This window comes from Agrobacterium sp. K11 (assembly GCF_059429395.1).
In genome coordinates, this window is record NZ_JCAHRB010000003.1 from 198,635 (window position 1) to 217,255 (window position 18,621).

At 59.3% G+C, this 18,621-nt stretch carries 17 protein-coding genes and 2 tRNA genes; 12 read left to right on the forward strand and 7 right to left on the reverse strand.

All coding sequences use genetic code 11. The features are described 5' to 3' along the window. Positions 1–87: 87 nt before the first annotated feature. On the reverse strand, positions 88–1,113 hold the full coding sequence (locus tag AC5SEO_RS06175) for a sulfate ABC transporter substrate-binding protein (protein ID WP_003511869.1): 1,026 nt from the start codon (positions 1,111–1,113) through the stop codon (positions 88–90). 245 nt (positions 1,114–1,358) lie between these two features. Continuing rightward, positions 1,359–1,799 carry an RrF2 family transcriptional regulator gene (locus AC5SEO_RS06180; RefSeq protein WP_003511868.1) on the reverse strand — a complete coding sequence of 147 codons (441 nt, stop codon included), beginning with the start codon at positions 1,797–1,799 and terminating at the stop codon, positions 1,359–1,361. A 204-nt stretch (positions 1,800–2,003) separates the two neighbouring features. Here AC5SEO_RS06180 and AC5SEO_RS06185 point away from each other — a divergent pair, with 204 nt between their 5' ends. From AC5SEO_RS06185 to cysN, 3 genes are read left to right on the forward strand one after another with little or no spacing between them, the layout of a single operon-like run. Then, positions 2,004–2,786 carry a phosphoadenylyl-sulfate reductase gene (locus AC5SEO_RS06185; protein ID WP_013635643.1) on the forward strand — a complete coding sequence of 261 codons (783 nt, stop codon included), beginning with the start codon at positions 2,004–2,006 and terminating at the stop codon, positions 2,784–2,786. A 27-nt stretch (positions 2,787–2,813) separates the two neighbouring features. Beyond that, positions 2,814–3,767 (forward strand): sulfate adenylyltransferase subunit CysD, encoded by a 954-nt coding sequence (cysD, locus tag AC5SEO_RS06190; protein WP_174068059.1) that lies wholly within the window; start codon positions 2,814–2,816, stop codon positions 3,765–3,767. Continuing rightward, positions 3,767–5,248 carry a sulfate adenylyltransferase subunit CysN gene (cysN, locus tag AC5SEO_RS06195; RefSeq protein ID WP_003511861.1) on the forward strand — a complete coding sequence of 494 codons (1,482 nt, stop codon included), beginning with the start codon at positions 3,767–3,769 and terminating at the stop codon, positions 5,246–5,248. Before cysD ends, cysN begins: the two co-directional genes overlap by 1 nt. Before the next feature lie 79 nt (positions 5,249–5,327). On the opposite strand, the gene AC5SEO_RS06200 is transcribed toward cysN, so the two are convergent. Then, on the reverse strand, positions 5,328–5,555 hold the full coding sequence (locus AC5SEO_RS06200) for a hypothetical protein (protein ID WP_174068021.1): 228 nt from the start codon (positions 5,553–5,555) through the stop codon (positions 5,328–5,330). Positions 5,556–5,658: 103 nt separating this feature from the next. Between AC5SEO_RS06200 and AC5SEO_RS06205 the strand changes: the two genes are divergently transcribed. Both AC5SEO_RS06205 and AC5SEO_RS06210 read left to right on the forward strand, forming a co-directional pair. Beyond that, the gene (locus AC5SEO_RS06205) at positions 5,659–5,880 is read left to right on the forward strand and encodes a hypothetical protein (RefSeq protein ID WP_174068058.1); all 222 of its coding nucleotides are present in this window, start codon (positions 5,659–5,661) and stop codon (positions 5,878–5,880) included. Beyond that, positions 5,877–6,197: a hypothetical protein gene (locus AC5SEO_RS06210; RefSeq protein WP_174068057.1), complete on the forward strand. Its 321-nt coding sequence runs from the start codon at positions 5,877–5,879 to the stop codon at positions 6,195–6,197. Before AC5SEO_RS06205 ends, AC5SEO_RS06210 begins: the two co-directional genes overlap by 4 nt. Before the next feature lie 160 nt (positions 6,198–6,357). On the opposite strand, the gene AC5SEO_RS06215 is transcribed toward AC5SEO_RS06210, so the two are convergent. After that, positions 6,358–6,434, reverse strand: a tRNA-Pro gene (locus tag AC5SEO_RS06215). A 264-nt stretch (positions 6,435–6,698) separates the two neighbouring features. On the opposite strand from AC5SEO_RS06215, the gene AC5SEO_RS06220 reads away from it, so the two are divergent. Both AC5SEO_RS06220 and mqo read left to right on the forward strand, forming a co-directional pair. Continuing rightward, complete coding sequence (locus AC5SEO_RS06220; RefSeq protein ID WP_003511854.1) at positions 6,699–7,118, forward strand: hypothetical protein; 420 nt, start codon at positions 6,699–6,701, stop codon at positions 7,116–7,118. Between the two features lie 391 nt (positions 7,119–7,509). Beyond that, the gene (mqo, locus tag AC5SEO_RS06225; protein ID WP_025592695.1) at positions 7,510–9,243 is read left to right on the forward strand and encodes a malate dehydrogenase (quinone); all 1,734 of its coding nucleotides are present in this window, start codon (positions 7,510–7,512) and stop codon (positions 9,241–9,243) included. A gap of 263 nt (positions 9,244–9,506) precedes the next feature. On the opposite strand, the gene AC5SEO_RS06230 is transcribed toward mqo, so the two are convergent. Continuing rightward, positions 9,507–9,581 (reverse strand) — tRNA-Gln (locus AC5SEO_RS06230). A gap of 202 nt (positions 9,582–9,783) precedes the next feature. Between AC5SEO_RS06230 and AC5SEO_RS06235 the strand changes: the two genes are divergently transcribed. Next, on the forward strand, positions 9,784–10,692 hold the full coding sequence (locus AC5SEO_RS06235; protein WP_097101792.1) for an MBL fold metallo-hydrolase: 909 nt from the start codon (positions 9,784–9,786) through the stop codon (positions 10,690–10,692). 123 nt (positions 10,693–10,815) lie between these two features. Here AC5SEO_RS06235 and AC5SEO_RS06240 read toward each other — a convergent pair whose 3' ends face one another. Continuing rightward, positions 10,816–11,736, reverse strand: a complete 921-nt coding sequence (locus AC5SEO_RS06240) for a DUF1499 domain-containing protein (protein WP_174068056.1) — start codon at positions 11,734–11,736, stop codon at positions 10,816–10,818. Between the two features lie 532 nt (positions 11,737–12,268). Between AC5SEO_RS06240 and AC5SEO_RS06245 the strand changes: the two genes are divergently transcribed. From AC5SEO_RS06245 to AC5SEO_RS06255, 3 genes are all read left to right on the forward strand, one after another. Next, positions 12,269–13,633: a dicarboxylate/amino acid:cation symporter gene (locus AC5SEO_RS06245; RefSeq protein ID WP_174068055.1), complete on the forward strand. Its 1,365-nt coding sequence runs from the start codon at positions 12,269–12,271 to the stop codon at positions 13,631–13,633. 192 nt (positions 13,634–13,825) lie between these two features. Continuing rightward, entirely contained in the window at positions 13,826–14,158 is a 333-nt protein-coding gene (locus tag AC5SEO_RS06250; protein ID WP_041694318.1) for an MliC family protein, read from the forward strand. A gap of 181 nt (positions 14,159–14,339) precedes the next feature. Beyond that, a complete protein-coding gene (locus AC5SEO_RS06255; RefSeq protein WP_003511845.1) occupies positions 14,340–14,612 on the forward strand; it encodes a hypothetical protein in 273 nt (90 codons plus the stop codon). Here AC5SEO_RS06255 and ppdK read toward each other — a convergent pair. Then, the gene (gene ppdK, locus AC5SEO_RS06260) at positions 14,590–17,316 is read right to left on the reverse strand and encodes a pyruvate, phosphate dikinase (RefSeq protein WP_174068054.1); all 2,727 of its coding nucleotides are present in this window, start codon (positions 17,314–17,316) and stop codon (positions 14,590–14,592) included. The two genes, AC5SEO_RS06255 and ppdK, sit on opposite strands and share 23 nt — an antisense overlap. 228 nt (positions 17,317–17,544) lie before the next feature. Here ppdK and AC5SEO_RS06265 point away from each other — a divergent pair, with 228 nt between their 5' ends. After that, on the forward strand, positions 17,545–18,522 hold the full coding sequence (locus tag AC5SEO_RS06265) for a VOC family protein (protein ID WP_174068053.1): 978 nt from the start codon (positions 17,545–17,547) through the stop codon (positions 18,520–18,522). The last annotated feature ends 99 nt before the right edge of the window (positions 18,523–18,621 follow it).

Consider the following 18,621-nt stretch of genomic DNA (forward strand, 5'->3'; position numbering starts at 1 on the left):
ACCGGCACGGTGTCCGGTCGATCGATTTGTCGTTTTTCAAGTTCCCTTAAGCGGGGTGGGCGGATTTGTCTTCAGCCCATCATCCGCTTACTTGGCGGGCTTGTAAATCTGGTCGAAGATGCCGCCGTCACCGAAATGTTCAGGCTGCGCCTTGGCCCAACCGCCAAACTGCGGATCGTCGATGGTGACGAGCTTGATGTCGGGCAGCTGCTTCAGCAGATCCTTGGAGACAACTGCGGGGTTGGATGGACGATAGAAGTGCTTCGCCGCAATGTTCTGACCTTCGTCGGAATAGAGATATTGCAGATACGCTTCCGCCGCCTTGCGGGTGCCCTTGGCGTCGACGTTCGCGTCAACCACGGCGACCGGCGGCTCGGCGAGGATCGAGATCGGCGGCACGATGATGTCGAAGGCATCCGCGCCGAATTCCTGACCGGCCAGATAGGCTTCGTTTTCCCAGGCCAGCAGCACGTCGCCGATCTGGCGCTGCGCAAATGTGACCGTGGAGCCGCGGGCACCGGTATCGAGCACCGGAGCGCGCTTGTAGAGTTCGCCGACATAGGCCTTGATCTTGTCCTGGTCGCCCTTGAACTCTTCATTCGCCCATGCCCAGGCGGCAAGGTAATTCCAGCGTGCGCCACCAGAGGTCTTGGGGTTCGGGGTAACGATCTGCACGTCGCCCTTTACCAGATCGCCCCAGTTATGGATCCCCTTCGGGTTGCCCTTGCGGACGAGGAACACGATGGTGGAGGTGTAGGGCGAGGAATTATGCGGCAGGCGGCCGCGCCAGTCCTTGTTGATCTTGCCGGAATTCTGGACGATGGCATCGATATCGCTCTGCAGCGCCAGCGTCACCACATCGGCTTCCAGACCGTCGATGACCGAGCGAGCCTGCTTGCCGGAGCCGCCATGCGACTGCTGGATCGTGACATCCTCACCGGTATCGGCCTTCCACTTCTTGGCGAAGGCTTCGTTGAAATCCTTGTAGAGTTCGCGGGTCGGATCATAGGACACGTTAAGCAGCTTGGTCTGCGCGGCAGCCGAGCCGACACCTCCCAGAGCCAGCGATAGACCGAGAGCGAAAACGCTCAAACCGGACAGAAGCTTGGACATCGGTATTCCCTCCTGATGAAGATGGCTTAACTCTACTGGACCGGTAGAGTTGGTCAATGAGGCCGAATACGATCGAAAAAGTGTTTCCCGAGAGCGTTTCCACGGGCAACAAATACAGCGCAGCATAGGCGAAAGGCGCAACAAGCGTCGTGTAAAACTTTGCTGAATGCAAAACCGTTTCACATTTTTGACGATTTTTTGGCGTTACGGCGAAAAATATTCAGGTGTTTTAGACGATTTTTTCGTCAGGCCGTCAAAAGTTCGGGCACTTCCACACCTGAAACGGCATCCGCAACGGTGGTGTTGAAAAGGATATTGCGGGTGGCATCGGCCACGCGGGCGAAGACGTGGCGTATTTCGCACTGCTTTTCGCCATCGCAATCCTCGCACCGGCGATAGGCGGTCTGCGACAGGCAGGGCAAGGGAGCCAGCGGCCCGTCGATGAGGCGCAGCACCTCGCCGAAGGTGATATCGGCAGCCGGGCGCGCCAGTAAATAACCGCCCTGCTTGCCGCGCCTGCTTTCGACGATGCGTTCCTTCTTCATTTCGAGAAGGATCTGTTCAAGGAATTTTTTCGGAATGGCCTGTTCGCGGGCAATATCGGAAATTTGCACAGGACAGCCGCCGTCGGCCTTTGCCAGCGAAAGAAGCGCCCTCAGCGCATATTTTGCCTTCTGCGAAATCATCGTGAAACCAGTAGAACACAAGCCCGGATACCCGGCAATTCCGGCTTAGCGCAGAAGTTGTCACAATTCAAATCCAAGCTGCAAAGAAGGTGAACGGGCATCTTTTGCTCATAGATCGTGCGCGTGAGGCATTTTTGCTCTGAAGTGCAGCGCACAAAGACTGTCATTTCTGTTCCAGAGGCCCGATTTCAACAATAATCGGCCATGGAAATCCCGGACGTGACAATGACGATCAATTCAGCAAATGCCTCTGCCGATACCGCTTCCCTCGACGCCACGCTTGCCGGGCTCGATCTTGCGGGACGACTTTCCTTTATCGCCGGTCTTGGCGGCCGTGCGGTCTTCACCACCAGCCTCGGCATCGAGGATCAGGTCATCACGGCGGCCATCGGCACCCACCGGTTGCCGATTGACGTCGTGACGCTGGAAACCGGCCGGCTCTTCAAGGAAACCGTCGATCTCATCGAGGAAACCGAGGAACGCTTCGGCATCGACATCCGTCGCTTCCGGCCCGAACAGGACGATATCGACGCCTATGCCGAAAAATACGGCCTCAACGGTTTTTACGAAAGCATCGAGGCCCGTCACGCCTGCTGTCATGTCAGAAAGCTGATCCCGCTCGGCAAGGCGCTGGAAGGTGCCACCTTCTGGATCACCGGGCTCCGCCGCGGCCAGTCGGGCAATCGTGCTACCACACCTTTTGCCGAATTCGACGCTGAGCGTAATCTGATCAAGGTCAATGCCTTGGCGGACTGGGACATCGACCAGATCAAGGCCTATGTCGCTTCTGAAAACATTCCCGTCAATCCGTTGCATGCGCGTGGTTACCCCTCCATCGGCTGCGAGCCGTGTACACGCGCTATCAAGCCCGGCGAGCCTGAGCGCGCCGGACGATGGTGGTGGGAAAACGACGAGAAGCGCGAATGCGGTCTTCACGTCGCCGGTGCGGACCAGACGTCCGCCATTTCCGCCATCCCACAACGATAATCATTCAGACCAGTTCCGGAGTTTAAAATGTCCAACGCAGTCCACGAGACGGACAGCAAGAATACTGTCGCATCCAAGCCGCCGCTCGATCCGCATCTGAAGGCGCTTGAAAACGAAGCCATTCATATCTTCCGTGAAGTCGCCGCCGAATTCGACAATCCCGTGATGCTCTATTCCATCGGCAAGGATTCATCCGTGCTGCTGCATTTGGCGCGCAAGGCATTCTTCCCAGGCCGCGTGCCATTCCCGCTGCTGCACGTCAATACGGGCTGGAAATTCAAGGAAATGATCGAATTCCGCGACAAGATCGTCAAGGAATATGACCTCGATCTCATCTCCTATACAAACCCGCGCGGCGCGAGCGAAAACGTGACGCCCTTCACCCACGGTTCGGCGCTCTACACCGACATCATGAAGACGGAAGCGCTGCGCCAGGCGCTGGACGCCGGTCCGTTCGATGCCGCCTTCGGCGGTGCGCGCCGCGACGAGGAAGCAAGCCGCGCCAAGGAGCGCATCTATTCCTTCCGCACGCCGGACCATAAATGGGACCCGCGCAACCAGCGCCCTGAGCTGTGGAACATCTATAACGGCATGGTCCGCAAGGGTGAAAGCGTGCGCGCCTTCCCGCTCTCCAACTGGACCGAAGTCGATATTTGGCGTTACATCGAGGCGGAAAACATTCCGCTGGTGCCGCTCTATTACGCTGCCGAGCGCCCCTATATCGAGCGTGACGGCATGATGATCCTTGCCGAAGACGAGCGGCTGGAGCTGCTGCCCGGCGAAGAGATCCAGCACGGCTCGATCCGCTTCCGCACGCTCGGCTGCTTCCCGCTGACCGGCGCGATCCACTCCGAGGCGGCGACGCTTCAGGAGGTCATCGCAGAGCTGGAAATCGCCACCGTTTCCGAGCGGCAGGGCCGCGCCATCGATCGAGACCAGTCCGGCTCGATGGAGAAGAAGAAGCGCGAGGGCTATTTCTGATGACCGCCGCTGCTACCAACACCGCCTCCACGGCCACCATTCTGCCCTTTGCCGAACATTCGAAGGCGACGCGTGATACGCGCCCGCTTCGTCTCATCACCTGCGGCAGCGTCGATGATGGCAAATCGACCCTGATCGGCCGTCTCCTGTGGGACACCAAGGCCGTCAAGGAAGATCAGGCCGCTACCCTGCATCGCGATAGCGGCAAGCAGAACGATCTCGGCCTGCCAGATTTCGCGCTGCTGCTCGACGGGTTGCAGGCAGAGCGCGAACAGGGCATCACCATCGATGTCGCTTATCGCTATTTCTCAACCGACCGGCGCGCCTTCATCGTGGCCGACACGCCCGGCCATGAGCAATATACCCGCAACATGGCGACCGGCGCTTCCACGGCCGATCTCGCCGTACTTTTGGTCGATGCGCGCACCGGCATTCTGGAACAGACACGCCGACACGCCACCATCGCGGCGCTGATGGGCATCCGGCAATTCGTGCTGGCCATCAACAAGATCGACCTGACGAATTACGACAAGGCAGGTTTTGAACTGATTGCCCACGAATTCCGCGATTTCGCCTCCGACCTCGGCATCAAGCAGATCACAGCCATTCCAATGTCGGCGCTGAAGGGCGAAAACGTCGTGCTATCAGGCAAGGCCTCCATGCCCTGGTATGAAGGCCCGACGCTGGTCGAAACGCTGGAGCTTGCCACGGTGCGCTCGGCGCAATCGGGTGGTTTCCGCTTCCCCGTACAGCGCGTGTCGCGCCCCGGCGAAAGTTTCCGCGGTTATCAGGGCACGGTTGCCGGCGGCTCGGTCAAGCCGGGCGACAGCGTTGTCGTGCTGCCGTCGGGCATGGTCGCGAATGTCAAGCAGATCGTCACTTTCGATCTGGTGCGTAACGCCGCCGTTGCTGGTGACGCGGTCACGCTCGTTCTCGACCGTCAGGTGGACGTCTCGCGCGGCGACATGATCGTGTCCATCGAGGCACAACCGCAGACAGGGCTTGCCTTCGACGCGCAGATCGTGGCGTTGCAGCCAGGTGGCATCGAGGCCGGCAAACGTTACTGGCTGAAAAGCGGCAGCCGCCGCCAGCGCGTCAGCGTGCAGCCGGTCAGCCAGCTCAACCTGAAAGAAGGCGAATGGCAGGCGCACGAGACATCGCTGCCGATGAACGCCATCGGCAAGGTGCGGCTCTCCTTCGACGAGACGGCGATCTTCGATGCCTATGAGCAGAACCGGGCAACCGGCTCCTTCATCCTGATCGACCCCGACACCAACAACACGGTGGCGGGTGGCATGATTGCCGGCAAACGCAGCGTTGGCGCAACGGAAGAACAGGGTGACCGCGTCATTCTCTCCCTGCCCGCCCATCTGGCCGAGAAGCTTCTGGCAAGCGAACTGCTGGCCAAGCACCGCGACGAGATCGACATTCGCCGCACAGATGGCGCGACAGCCTCACGGCTGATCAGCGATCTGGACTGACAGACACGCGCGCACAACAAAAAGGTGACCGTCCAAGCGGTCGCCTTTTTTGTTTGAAAGCCTTTGGATCAGGCCTCGTTTAAAACACGAACATGTAAAGCAGAATGATCACAAAAATCGGAACACCCATCGCCCACAGTGCAATACCTTTTAGCATGTTATCCTCCATCGTTGTTGTGGTGGGATAACGGTTGAGGCGCAGTTGCGTTCCCTGCGACTGCGCTGACGACGGGTTCATCGCAGTCGATAACGTCAAACGCATCAAGCTTTCGACGCTTGGCAGAGCCCAGAAGATGGCCAGCGTCATGGCGCTGTGTTCAGGCCCGGTTAATGACCGACACCTCACTCTCTCAGCAATGGAACTGCGTGGTTCAGCGCACGTTAGCGTCCGTCATTGGGAGATGAAGATTATGAAAATTCTGACTGCAGCGATCTGCCTTGTTTCAGTGGGCATCCTAAGCGGCTGTGTCGATGATCGGGGCTACCGTAGCGGCGGATATTATACGACCGGCGTGTACTACCGCACCTATGAACGCGATAGCCACTACCGTGACTATGACCGTCGCGACCGGCGCGACCGGAGGGATTGGCGCGATCGTCGCGACTGGCGCGGTGATTACCGCTACCGATGATCGACTGGACCTACATTCAAGACCATTGGGATTGGGCGGGGCACATTCTAGAGGCCGTCATCATGGCGGCGATTGTCGCCGTTCTGCTTCGCCTGCTCGTTAGCTGGCGAATGGCGTGGATAATCGGTCTGGCCTTCGCCGCCGGTCATTTTCATGGCCGGGAAAAGCGGGACTACGAGGTGTCCGTAGAAATGCCTCCTCCCCATCTGGAGGGTTATTACTTCTGGAATTGGTCCTGGGATGGTTTAACCGACTTCTGGCCGACGGCTCTTGTTTGCGTTTTGCTCATTCTCCCGTTGGCGAGGAGGAGAAATTGACATTCCGTGCAATCACCAAAGTCGTGATTTGCAGCCGCGGACGCCGAATGCGTTTACCCGTCCGGTTTTAAACGGTCAGGTCTCGGTACGATGCCTTGATCCAAGGATCTTCAGAAGTGTTGGGATCATTTGAAAGCCCCGGGAAATATTGGGCTTAAGCTGGTCGGAGTGAGAGGATTCGAACCTCCGACCCCGTCGTCCCGAACGACGTGCGCTACCAGACTGCGCTACACTCCGTGACCAGCGGCGCTTCTATAGACCAGCCTCCAGCATTCGACAAGCGGCATATTGCATTTTTTGTGACAAGTTTTCAACGCGCTGCGAAGGGCGGTCGCCAAGTGCCTGCCGCACCGGGCGGCGTGTAGGAAAACGTTACAAAAAAGCAATTGTGGCAGGAAATTTTCGTCAAGCGGCACAGCTCCCCTGCCCGTCGCCGCCAAATCTGCTAGGGGAACGTAATGACCGGCGGGAAGCCGGACACGGCACAAAGGACATTTCACCATGCTATTTCGCAGCGTAACGCTCGCAGGGCTCGCCATTGCGCTCTCCGCCTGTACGACATCGACGGGCTCTGCCCCTTCCTTCACCCAGAAGAGCCCCGTTGAAACGCGGTGGGTCGGTCAGTCCGCAGGTATTTTCTTTGCAAAATTCGGCCCGCCGCTGAGCGACACGGAAACCGGCAGCTCGACCATCTATAACTGGCGCGGCGGTTACAAGAAGGCCACCATTCCGGCCAAGTTCGAAGAAGGCAAGGACGGCAAGAAGGGTCGCCAGATTTCGCCCGCCCGCACCGCCTCGCTCTCCTGCACGGTTCAGCTCACCGTCTCCAGCGACTACACGATCACTTCGGTACGCACGGTTTCCGACCGCCCCGGCGTCAACGGCCCGAGCTATTGCGCGGAATTCCTCGCCGCAAACTGAGTTTTCGTCCAGCAGACGAAACGAGCCAAGGCCTGCCCTAACCGGCGGGCCTTTTCACTTTTTTTTGCGATTATTCTCATTTTTCCTGAATTTTTTTCACACGGACCAGCGCGACCTGATCCGCCAAGCGCGGCAAACGCCGAATTGACGGCGTGTTCGCGATATTCGCGCTTGAGACACTTTCAACCGTTTGAAAGCACCGTCTAATCCTCGCGACCACAAAAATGACAATCCGCAAAATGGCAAAAACTGCCAATGCGACCTTATGTCCCGGCAAAATCCCCGCAAAAGCGCTTGAACTGGAGTGAATAAGTCAGGGTTGTGCCTGTTTCGGCTTTGCTGTAACGGGGCGGCTGGGAGGAGTGTTTTTAACACAAAACAAGAATCAGGTATGGCCGTGACTCCCATCGATCAAGACAAATCCCAGCTCACTGATCTTTCCTCAGACGCGCTTCCCTCCCATGCGCTTCCAATGAACCGCAGACAGGTTCTCGGCACTGCGCTCGCAGGGCTTGCAGCGACAGCGCTGCCGACATCCTCGCTTCTCGCCAATACGGCTACCAAGAAGGTCGACGTGCTTCTGATCGGTGGCGGCATCATGAGCGCGACGCTCGGCGTGTGGCTGCGTGAACTGGAGCCAACCTGGTCGATGCAGATGCTCGAGCGGCTGGACGGCGTGGCGCTTGAAAGCTCCAACGGCTGGAACAATGCCGGCACCGGCCATTCCGCGCTTGCCGAGCTGAACTACACGCCGGAAGACGACAACGGCAACATCAAGATCAGCCAAGCCGTCAACATCAACGAATCCTTCCAGATTTCCCGGCAGTTCTGGGCATGGCAGGTACGTAACGGCGTTTTGAAGAACCCGCGCTCCTTCATCAACCACACGCCGCATATGAGCTTCGTCTGGGGCGATGAGAACATCGCCTATCTCGAAAAGCGCTACGAAGCGTTGAAGGCAAGCCCGCTTTTTGCCGGCATGGAATATTCCAGCGACCCCGAGCAGCTTAAGAAATGGGTGCCGCTGATGATGGAAGGGCGCGATCCTTCCCAGAAGATCGGCGCGACCTGGTCGCCGCTCGGCACCGACATGGAATTCGGCGAGATCACCCGCCAGTTCGTTTCGCATCTGCAAAGCGACCGGAATTTCGACCTGCAGGTCAACAGCGAGGTTTCCGATATCCAGCGCAATGCCGATGGCAGCTGGCGCGTGACCTATAGCAACCTGAAGACCGATGCTGAGCAGACCGTGGATGCGAAATTCGTGTTCATCGGCGCCGGCGGCGGTGCGCTGCATCTGTTGCAGATGTCCGGTATTCCGGAAGGCGACAATTACGCCGGTTTCCCGGTCGGTGGCTCGTTCCTGATCAACGACAATCCTGACGTGACGATGCAGCATCTGGCCAAGGCCTACGGCAAGGCCTCGGTCGGCTCGCCGCCCATGTCGGTTCCACACCTGGATACCCGCGTGCTTGGTGGCAAGCGCGTCATCCTGTTTGGACCTTTCGCCACCTTCTCCACCAAGTTCCTGAAGGAAGGCTCCTATTTCGATCTCGTCTCCTCCGTCACGACAAGCAATGCCTGGCCGATGGTGCGCGTCGGCATCGATGAATATCCGCTGGTGGAATATCTCGCCGGCCAGCTGATGATGTCGGACGACGACCGCTTTGCCGCGTTGAAGGAATATTTCCCGAACGCGAAGCAGGGCGAATGGCGCCTGTGGCAGGCGGGCCAGCGCGTGCAGATCATCAAGCGCGACGAGGAAAAGGGCGGTGTACTCAGGCTCGGCACGGAAATCGTCGCCGCGCAGGATGGCAGCATCGCCGGTCTGCTCGGCGCCTCCCCTGGCGCCTCCACGGCGGCACCGATCATGCTGAGCGTTCTGGAAAAGGTCTTCAAGGACAAGGTGGCAACACCGGAATGGCAGGCCAAGATCCGCCAGATCGTTCCGAGCTACGGCACCAAGCTCAATGACGACCCGGAAAAAGTGCAGCAGGAATGGGCCTATACGGCCGAGCACCTGCAATTGCCGACCCCGCCGCAGATCGATCTTGGCGCGCTGAAGGGCGCGGGAGCGGCACCTGCTGGCGCGCCGGTGAAGAAGGTTCCGGATATCGCGCTTTAAGGCTTAGCCGCGATTTTAAGTTTGGACGCCGCGTGTCTTTGGATGCGCGGCGTTTCTGTTTAAGCAGGCCCTTAACACACACGCGTCATCCTGACCTCTTCGCGAGGATCCATGGATTTCAACGGCTTGTGGATTCTTGGGTCAAGGCTGGTGATGACGGAGGGCAGGTTTTCGCGCGTCACAACATCCGGGATCGCAGTGAAATGGTACGGCTGATAGATGCACGCCGGCACCTGTGCACGCTGTTCTGATTTTGGAAGTGATGGCTGGGGCGCCAGGATTCGAACCTGGGAATGCCGGTACCAAAAACCGGTGCCTTACCGCTTGGCGACGCCCCAACAGGGCAGCTTGGGCGAAACGCCGCTGCCTGAACCGGGCCTGATTAGCAAAGCCTGCCCGACGCGGCAATGACCTGACGGCTTATTTTTTCACAAAATCCAAGCTTTTTGGATGCCGTGCCTGACATGGCATGTTAGGGCTTGGCGATTGCGCGGCTGAGGCTGCGGCTCTGCGTGGCATGGCATATTTCAGGAGGTCTTGATGGCGGACCCGGCATTCGATCTCGATTTCAGGCCGGCCTATGGCGAGGCGGTTCCCGTTGCCCCGCTCATCCAGCGCATCACCGTCAACAATCCTTCCGCGTTTACCTTCCATGGCACCAACTCCTATATCGTCGGCGACCGGTCCGTTGCCGTCATCGATCCCGGCCCGGAGGATGAGGCGCATTTTCAGGCGCTGATGGCGGCGCTTGATGGTCGCGAGGTTACCCATATCTTCGTCAGCCACACCCATCGCGATCACTCGCCGCTTGCGCAGCGGCTGCGGCAGGCGACCGGCGCTATCACGGTTGCGGAGGGCCCGCACCGCGCCGCCCGGCCACTGCATGTGGGTGAGACCAATCCCTTTGCCGAAAGTTCCGATACGGCTTTCGTGCCGGATGTGGCACTTGGCGACGGGCAGAGCCTTTCCGGCGACGGCTGGGCGCTGACGGCGCTGCACACGCCGGGGCACACCGCCAACCACGCCGCTTTCGCACTGGAAGGCAGCGGCATCGTCTTTTCCGCCGATCACGTCATGGCCTGGGCCACCACCATCGTCGCACCGCCTGATGGGTCGATGAGCGATTACATGGCCTCGCTGGAGCGCCTGCTCGCCCGCGACGACCGGCTGTTCCTGCCCGGCCATGGCGGCCCGGTCAACGATCCCGCAGCCTTCATGCGCGGGCTTCGCGCCCACCGCCGCATGCGGGAACGGGCAGTTCTGAAGCGCATCCGGGAAGGCGACCGGCGGATAGCCGATATGGTGAAGGTGATCTATGCCAGCACCGACAAACGCCTGCATGGGGCTGCGGCACTTTCCGTACTGGCCCATATCGAAGACCTGATCGAAAAGGGCGAGGTGCGGACCGAGGGTGCGCCTTCGTTACTGGGGGAATATTTTCCGGCGTGAGGCAGGCGTCTGGGCGCAACGCTCATATCGGCGTCATCATATCCGGTTCAAACATTTCAACCACCGTCGCATTTTCCCGTCGTTCCGGCATTGAGCCGGAATGACGAAGAAGGAAACTGAGCCTCAATTGTCGTTCAGGCCCTGCATTTCCGCGTCCAGCGCATCGAGATAGGCTTCTGCGATTGCTGCACCCATGCCGAGATCGTGCGGGCCGTAACGGGAGGCAACGCGCACATCGACGATCGTGGTTTCCGCCTCCTCTTTCAGGCGGATGAGGATGTCGAAACGCAGGCCCCAGATGCGCGTGCGCTTTTCGCCCTGCATCAGCACCACGCCGCTGCCGTTAAAGAAGGTGGGCTGCGGTGCCTCGACCGGCCGTGCCATGGGAACCGGCACGATGGAGGGGAGGTCCTCTACCGGCGCTTCCTCGGTGGGCTGAGACTTGTCCTGTTCGGGAACGCCGACGGAGGGCGGCTCCACCGTGCCGATGACGCCTTTGGTATGGGTGATGCGGATGCTCTGGGCGGCGGCCATTTTTTTGGCGGCGGTGTAGATGCGGTCTATCGCACCTTCATAACGGCGTCCGGCAAGGCTCGCATAGGCCACCGCCTGCGCGTCCCGGTCCGCTTTTGCAACAGTGGCCGGTCTTGACAGCCATTGCTGATTGGCAACGGGCGGCAACAGCCATTCCGGCGCATCGGCAAGATCGGTGGAGATGTCGTAAATCTTTGGCTGCTGCCAGTACAGAAATGCGCCGTAACCGACGACGCCGAGCGGCAGTGCCGACATCAGCAGCGCGGCAAGCGCAGAAAGGCCGCCGCGCGCACCCGTGGTCCATAGCCGTTCAAGCCCAACCAACGCCAGAAGCATCGCCACCAAAGCGATTCCAGCGGCAATCATCAGCAGGCCGACGAGATCGGGCGTCGTCAACGGTCCGAAACGGTGGATGCCGGCGGCGACAAGAAAAAGCGCCAGCGCCGCCATACCGAGATAGCGGGAAAGATAGGCTGCAACTGAAAAAGGCCGGACGAAACGCACAGTCATGGAAGCGGATATCCGTTAGATCGCATTGGCGTAAAAGCGTTGCACCCGAAATCTGGCAAGGGAATCACCTGCATATGATGTCATAGACCGGATTTGCGGTTAGGAAAACAAGGACGGGTCTGATCTGCGGGTAAAGTGCGTAAACCCACGTTTGTCGCGCCGGACTTGATCCGGCATCCAGCCACGGTGCGTCTGCATGCTGAAAGAAGCCTCCCGCGATCAACGACTTGATCGCAAGGGACCCCGGATTTGGTCCGGGGTGACGGCGTGGGAACGCAACGGCCTCAGCAAACGCAAACGCTCTTCCAGCCTCCGACATCGTTTTTGAGCGCGTAAAAGGCCGCGTCCACGATAGAGCGGAATATTTTTCCGCATTATCTCCCTTTAAGAGAATAATGCATCGGCAGTGCAACAAATACGCAAGCTCATCCCTTATTTGCTGAGGAAATCGGCGTATTCTTCGTCACTTCCTTCGAGAATGCGTGTAAAAAGTGCATTATCCTCGTTTTCTTGCATAAAAAAGAGACAAGCCATGTCACAGGCAACGACGCCAGCCCGCTCATCCGGGTCAAAACCCTTTTATCGCAACTTCGGCTTTCAGGTTCTGATCGCCATGGTCATCGGCCTGCTGCTCGGGCTCGTTGCGCGCAATATCGGTCCTGATGCCGCCGGCAGCCCGAACTGGCTTTCCGTGACGTTGCAGACCATCGGCAGCATTTTCGTGCAGCTGTTGCGCGCGCTGGTGCCGCCGCTGATTTTCACGGCCATCGTCGCCTCCATCGCCAATCTCAAGAACCTCTCCAATGCGGCAAAGCTCGTCTGGCAGACGCTTCTGTGGTTCGCCATCACGGCGCTGATCGCCGTGGTCATCGGCATCGTCCTTGGCCTCGTCATTCAGCCGGGCGTGAACACCGCGATTGCCAATACCGCAACGGCAGCACCCTCCTCCACCGGTTCCTGGCTCGACTTCCTGAAGGGTCTCGTCCCGGCCAACGTGTTCGGCCTCGAGGCCTCGACCAAGGTCAATAACGGTTCCGCCAGCACCTCGCTGAACTTCAACGTGTTGCAGCTGCTCGTGGTGTCGATTGCCTTTGGTGTCGCGGCGCTGAAAGCGGGCAAGGCGGCGGAGCCGTTCCTTGCCTTCAACCAGTCGCTGCTTGCCATCGTGCGCAAGATCCTGTGGTGGGTCATCCGCCTCACGCCCATTGGCACCATCGGCCTGCTCGGTCGCGCCGTTGACCAATATGGCTGGACGACGCTTTCGCAGCTTGGCTGGTATGCGGCGGCCGTTTATATCGGTCTGGCGCTGGTTCTCTTCGTGGTCTATCCGGCGCTGCTTCTCGCCCATGGCCTGAAACCATCGCGCTTCTTTGCGGGCGCATGGCCGGCAATCCAGCTCGCCTTCGTGTCGCGCTCCTCCATCGGCACCCTGCCCGTCACCGAAACCGTGACGGAAAAGAGCCTCGGCGTGCCGCGCGAATATGCCGCCTTCGCCGTGCCGCTCGGCGCCACCACCAAGATGGACGGCTGCGCCGCCATCTATCCGGCGATTTCGGCGATCTTCATCGCCCAGTTCTTCCAGGTGCCGCTCGGCATTCAGGACTATGTGCTGATCGTGTTCGTCTCGGTGCTTGGCTCGGCCGCAACGGCGGGCCTGACGGGTGCCGTGGTGATGCTGACGCTGACGCTCTCCACGCTCGGTCTCCCGCTCGAAGGTGTTGGCCTGCTGCTCGCCATCGACCCGATCCTCGACATGGGCCGCACGGCCGTCAACGTCGCCGGTCAGGCGCTGGTGCCCACCATCGTCGCCAAACGTGAAGGCATTCTGGACGAGGCAGTCTATAACAACGCCAAGGACATCGAGGCGCTCGATGACCGCGACGCGGTGGCCGCCTGAGTGAAGAACGAATGAAAGTGGTGCCGCCGGGGTGGTACCTTCATATCTCCATGACGGGCGTCGCTATCACTTTAGCGATGCCCACATTGACAATAATCCCAAAAATATTGAAGTATAAATTTGCGAATCATCAATTTTAACTGCAATTACCCTAATATAATTATGGGAAACAAAATTGCACCGAGAAAAAATATGAAAAAATCGTCTATAATTCTCCTGAGTATTTTCTCCTTCATTGCATTCCCTAATTTGACCGCAGCAGCGGGAACAACTGTTGATTCCGTGTCCTATTCGTGCGCCAAGAACGAAGTCCTACGTGTAGTTTACGTCAACGGCGCCGATGGAAAAAGCTTCGCGATCCTGCAGCAGATGGAAGAAATGATACCTATGGCGGAAACAATATCGGCGTCCGGAGCGGTTTATAACGCAATCGACCCGAACTATAGCTACACTTTGCGCACGAAAGGCAGCAACGCCTCGCTTGAAGATAGCAGGGGCACGATACTGGACGGCTGCTCAGAGTAATAATGCAAAACAAGAACGGGTGGCGGCCGCGGACATCCCTGGCGTGAAAAGAAGATTGCGGCATTAGGCAATAGACGATGCAACTTTCCAGTCTTCACCCGCTTTTCCCGATCATGAATCAGGCGTATCAATCGCGGCAATAAAAGTGCCGCCCGGCAGTCATGTTCTAGGGAGAAACAAAATGCGCGTTTCCATCGTCTTAGGTTCGCTCGCCGCTCTACTGGCGCTCACCGCCTGCCAGACGCTGACGCCGGAAGAGCGCCGGGCGCGGGATGAGGCGACATGCCGGGGTTATGGTTTCCGCCCCGGCACCGACCCCATGGCGGGTTGCCTTCTCGATCTGGAAATGGATCGCCGCGCCGACAACCGCGCCTGGCAGGCGCAGATGAACCGCGACATGTTCTATCGTCCGGTGGTGGTGGAGCGGCGGATCATCGTCCAACCAAACCCCTGACCGGAATGAAGGCGACATTGCTGGCGGTTTCACCCTGCCTTGCCCTTGCGGCAAGTGTCGCCTGCGCGGCGGCAAGACGCGCGATGGGCACGCGGAAGGGCGAGCAGGACACGTAGTCGAGATCCGCATCCTCGCAGAAATGGATCGAGGCCGGGTCGCCGCCATGTTCGCCGCAGATGCCGAGTTTCAGCTCCGGACGCGTCTGGCGGCCGCGCTCGGCGGCAATGCGGATCAGTTCTCCCACACCGTCGAAATCGAGCGAGATGAACGGGTCGCGTTCAATAATGCCCTTGCGCTGATAGGTGTTGATGAAACGTGCCGCGTCGTCACGGGAAATGCCGAAGGTCGTCTGCGTCAGATCGTTGGTGCCGAAGGAGAAGAACTCCGCAGCTTCCGCAATCACATGCGCGCGCAGCGCCGCACGCGGCAACTCGATCATGGTGCCGGTCAGATATTCGAGCGTCATGCCGGTCTCTTCCGCCACCTCGGCGGCCACAGTGTCGATGACGGCCTTGACGTAATCGAGTTCGGACCGGAGGCCGACCAGCGGCACCATGATCTCAGGCACGACAGGTGCACCGGTGATGCGCGCCGCCGCAACCGCAGCCTCAAAAATGGCGCGCGCCTGCATTTCGGCAATTTCGGGATAGGAAATGGCAAGCCGGCAGCCGCGATGGCCGAGCATGGGATTGAATTCGTGCAGCGCATCCAGCCGCTGGCGGAATACGGTCTGCGGCATGCCCATGGCGGCGGCGACCTCTACGATCTCGCCATCGCTCTTCGGCAGGAATTCGTGCAGCGGCGGATCAAGCAGGCGGATCGTCACCGGCAGGCCGTGCATGATCTGGAAAAGCTCGGTGAAATCCGAACGCTGCATCGGCAAAAGCCGATCAAGCGCTGCCCGCCTGCCCTTTTCGCTTTCGGCGAGAATCATCTCGCGCATCACATGAATGCGATCGCCTTCGAAGAACATATGCTCGGTGCGGCAAAGACCTATACCTTCTGCACCGAAAGCACGGGCGGCGCGGGCATCGGCCGGTGTATCAGCATTGGTGCGCACTGTCATACGGCGCAGATTATCGGCCCATTGCATCAGCTTGCCGAAGTCGCCTGACAGTTCAGGCTGCGTCATCGGCACTTCACCTTTCATCACCCGGCCGGAAGAGCCGTCGATGGTGATGACATCGCCGCGTTTCAGCATGCAGCCAACGCCGATCAGCACCTTGTTGCGCATATCGACGCGCATCGAACCCGCACCGGTAACACAGGGAATGCCCATGCCGCGCGCTACCACGGCGGCGTGGCTGGTCATGCCGCCGCGCGTGGTCAGAATGCCTTCGGCGGCATGCATGCCGTGAATGTCTTCCGGACTGGTTTCGATGCGGACCAGAATGACGCTTCGGCCTTCAGCTTCCGCAGCGACCGCTTCTTCCGAGGTAAAGACGATCTCGCCGGTTGCCGCCCCCGGGGAGGCAGGCAGGCCGGAGCCGATGATGGGCCGGGAAATACCGGGATCGATGGTGGGGTGCAGCAATTGGTCGAGCGATGACGGCTCGATGCGGCAGACGGCTTCTTCCTGCGAAATCAGCCCATCCTCGACCATATCGACGGCGATTTTCATGGCGGCGCGTGTGGTGCGCTTGCCGGAACGGGTCTGGAGCATCCAGAGCTTGCCGCGCTCGATGGTAAATTCCAGATCCTGCATGTCGCGATAGTGGGTCTCCAGCCGCTTGCAGATCACCATGAACGCGGCGAAAGCCTCCGGCATCAGCTTTTCCATGGAGGGTTTGTCGGAACCCGACGCCAGCCTCGCGGCCTCGGTGATGGATTGCGGCGTGCGGATGCCCGCCACCACATCTTCACCCTGGGCATTGACGAGGAACTCGCCGTAAAGCTCCGCCTCTCCGGTGGAGGGATTGCGGGTGAAGGCAACGCCGGTTGCCGATGACGAGCCGAGATTGCCAAAGACCATGGCCTGGACGTTGACCGCCGTGCCCCAATCGCCGGGAATATTGTGCAGGTGCCGGTAGGTTACGGCGCGATGGTTCGTCCAGCTGGCAAAGACTGCACCGATCGCGCCCCAGAGCTGAACATGGCAATCCTGCGGGAAAGCCTCTCCCAGCTCGTCCTCGATCAGTTGCTTGTAAAGCGCAACGACATGCTGCCACTCGACCGCCGACATATCGGTATCGTATTCATGGCCGAGCCGGCCTTTCTCGTCTTCGAGAATTTCCTCGAACAGCTCATGGTCGAGACCCATGACGACATCGGCATACATCTGGATGAAACGGCGATAGCTGTCCCAGGCGAAACGGGCGTCGCCCGCATCGTGGCCCAGCGCCTGCACCGTGCGGTCGTTGAGGCCGAGATTGAGCACCGTGTCCATCATACCCGGCATTGAGGCACGCGCGCCTGATCGGACCGACAACAGCAACGGCGTCTGGCTGCCGCCGAATGTCTTGCCGGTCACGGCTTCCATGCCGTGGATGCCGGCCATGACCTGCAGCTTCAGCTCTTCGGGGAGATCGCGGCCGTTCTTGTGATAAAGGGCGCAGGCATCGGTTATGATGGTGAGGCCGGGGGGAACGGGAAGGCCGAGACTTGCCATTTCGGCAAGGTTTGCACCCTTGCCGCCCAATATAGCAACGTCACCTGCCCGGCCTTCGGCAGCACCGTTGCCGAAGGTATAAACCCACTTTTTCATTCCACGCTCTCCACCCAGAAGCGTTGTCATTTTTCTATCATCTACAGCATTGGCAGCATGTTGGAAACGCCACAACGTCCAGTTTACATCGCAGTGCAGCATAATTGCGGCGAATTGCGCGCCAGAATTGCCGCAAAAGCAAAATAACAGCGTTACTGACGCATTCGTGTAGTGCGCAGAAACGGAGTGTTCCCTAAGCCATCCACATCGCCCAAAAAGAGATTATTCATGCAATTTACTCGCCGCCACACGTTGAAATTTGCCGGAATTTCTTGCGCCGCCACCGCCCTTGCTGGTGCTCTTAGAGCAGAAGGCGACCCACCCGCAGCAAGTGCAGGCACCGCCCTTCCCTTTGCGCTGACAACCCCGATGCATGTCAGTCAGGCGGCGCTTCGGGTGCGCGATCTCGATCCGATGATCGATTATTACCGTTCCGTGCTCGGGTTGAATGAGGTTGCGCGCAACGCACGGGGCGTGACGCTCGGCGCCGGCACCGTTCCCCTGCTTGATCTCGTTCACAAGCCAACGGCGGATTATGAAAGCCCCACCTCAGCCGGTCTGTTCCACATCGCCTATCTGATGCCCACCCGCAAGGATCTGGCGCGGTGGCTGGTACATGCGGCGTTAAGGCAGGTGCCGCTCACAGGCTTTGCGGACCATAATGTCAGTGAAGCGGTCTATCTCAACGATCCCGAAGGCAACGGCATCGAGGTTTACAGCGACCGGCCGAAGGACACATGGGTCTGGAGCGGCAGCGTGGTTAAGATGGGGACCGAACCGCTCGACGTCGATGATCTCGTAACGCTGACCGACACCAAAAAGAGCGATTACGAGGCCGCACCTTGCGGCATGCGCATCGGGCATATTCACCTGCGGGTCGGCGAGATTGCCACCGCACGCGCCTTTTACGAGGAAGCCGTTGGTCTCAAACCGACGCAGGATGCCCGTTCGGATGCCTCCTTCCTGTCATCGGGCGGATATCACCACCATCTAGCCGTCAACACATGGAACAGCCGGGGGGCGAAAGAGCGCAACGCCACCGAAACCGGCCTCGACTGGTTCTCTGTTGCCATCAAAAATCCCACGGACCTTGAAGCGCAGAAAACGCGGCTGCGGGCGGCCGGTTATGTGCTGGTGGAGATGGAAAACAAGGTTGTGGAAGCGATTGATCCGTGGGGCACGCGGCTGCGGTTGGTGCCGGTATAAGAGGGCGGCAAGTCGGCTGGTTTCCTGTGACTGGTACAGGAACGAGGGACGCGAGGCACAACACCAAAAAAAGCCTTGCGAGGCCACGGCAGCGACCTC

Bases quoted from the DNA above. Each gene is read 5' to 3' on its own strand.
- AC5SEO_RS06175 (WP_003511869.1), bottom strand. From the start codon at position 1,113: ATGTCCAAGCTTCTGTCCGGTTTGAGCGTTTTCGCTCTCGGTCTATCG.
- AC5SEO_RS06180 (WP_003511868.1), bottom strand. From the start codon at position 1,799: ATGATTTCGCAGAAGGCAAAATATGCGCTGAGGGCGCTTCTTTCGCTG.
- AC5SEO_RS06185 (WP_013635643.1), top strand. From the start codon at position 2,004: ATGGAAATCCCGGACGTGACAATGACGATCAATTCAGCAAATGCCTCT.
- cysD (WP_174068059.1), top strand. From the start codon at position 2,814: ATGTCCAACGCAGTCCACGAGACGGACAGCAAGAATACTGTCGCATCC.
- cysN (WP_003511861.1), top strand. From the start codon at position 3,767: ATGACCGCCGCTGCTACCAACACCGCCTCCACGGCCACCATTCTGCCC.
- AC5SEO_RS06200 (WP_174068021.1), bottom strand. From the start codon at position 5,555: ATGACGCTGGCCATCTTCTGGGCTCTGCCAAGCGTCGAAAGCTTGATG.
- AC5SEO_RS06205 (WP_174068058.1), top strand. From the start codon at position 5,659: ATGAAAATTCTGACTGCAGCGATCTGCCTTGTTTCAGTGGGCATCCTA.
- AC5SEO_RS06210 (WP_174068057.1), top strand. From the start codon at position 5,877: ATGATCGACTGGACCTACATTCAAGACCATTGGGATTGGGCGGGGCAC.
- AC5SEO_RS06220 (WP_003511854.1), top strand. From the start codon at position 6,699: ATGCTATTTCGCAGCGTAACGCTCGCAGGGCTCGCCATTGCGCTCTCC.
- mqo (WP_025592695.1), top strand. From the start codon at position 7,510: ATGGCCGTGACTCCCATCGATCAAGACAAATCCCAGCTCACTGATCTT.
- AC5SEO_RS06235 (WP_097101792.1), top strand. From the start codon at position 9,784: ATGGCGGACCCGGCATTCGATCTCGATTTCAGGCCGGCCTATGGCGAG.
- AC5SEO_RS06240 (WP_174068056.1), bottom strand. From the start codon at position 11,736: ATGACTGTGCGTTTCGTCCGGCCTTTTTCAGTTGCAGCCTATCTTTCC.
- AC5SEO_RS06245 (WP_174068055.1), top strand. From the start codon at position 12,269: ATGTCACAGGCAACGACGCCAGCCCGCTCATCCGGGTCAAAACCCTTT.
- AC5SEO_RS06250 (WP_041694318.1), top strand. From the start codon at position 13,826: ATGAAAAAATCGTCTATAATTCTCCTGAGTATTTTCTCCTTCATTGCA.
- AC5SEO_RS06255 (WP_003511845.1), top strand. From the start codon at position 14,340: ATGCGCGTTTCCATCGTCTTAGGTTCGCTCGCCGCTCTACTGGCGCTC.
- ppdK (WP_174068054.1), bottom strand. From the start codon at position 17,316: ATGAAAAAGTGGGTTTATACCTTCGGCAACGGTGCTGCCGAAGGCCGG.
- AC5SEO_RS06265 (WP_174068053.1), top strand. From the start codon at position 17,545: ATGCAATTTACTCGCCGCCACACGTTGAAATTTGCCGGAATTTCTTGC.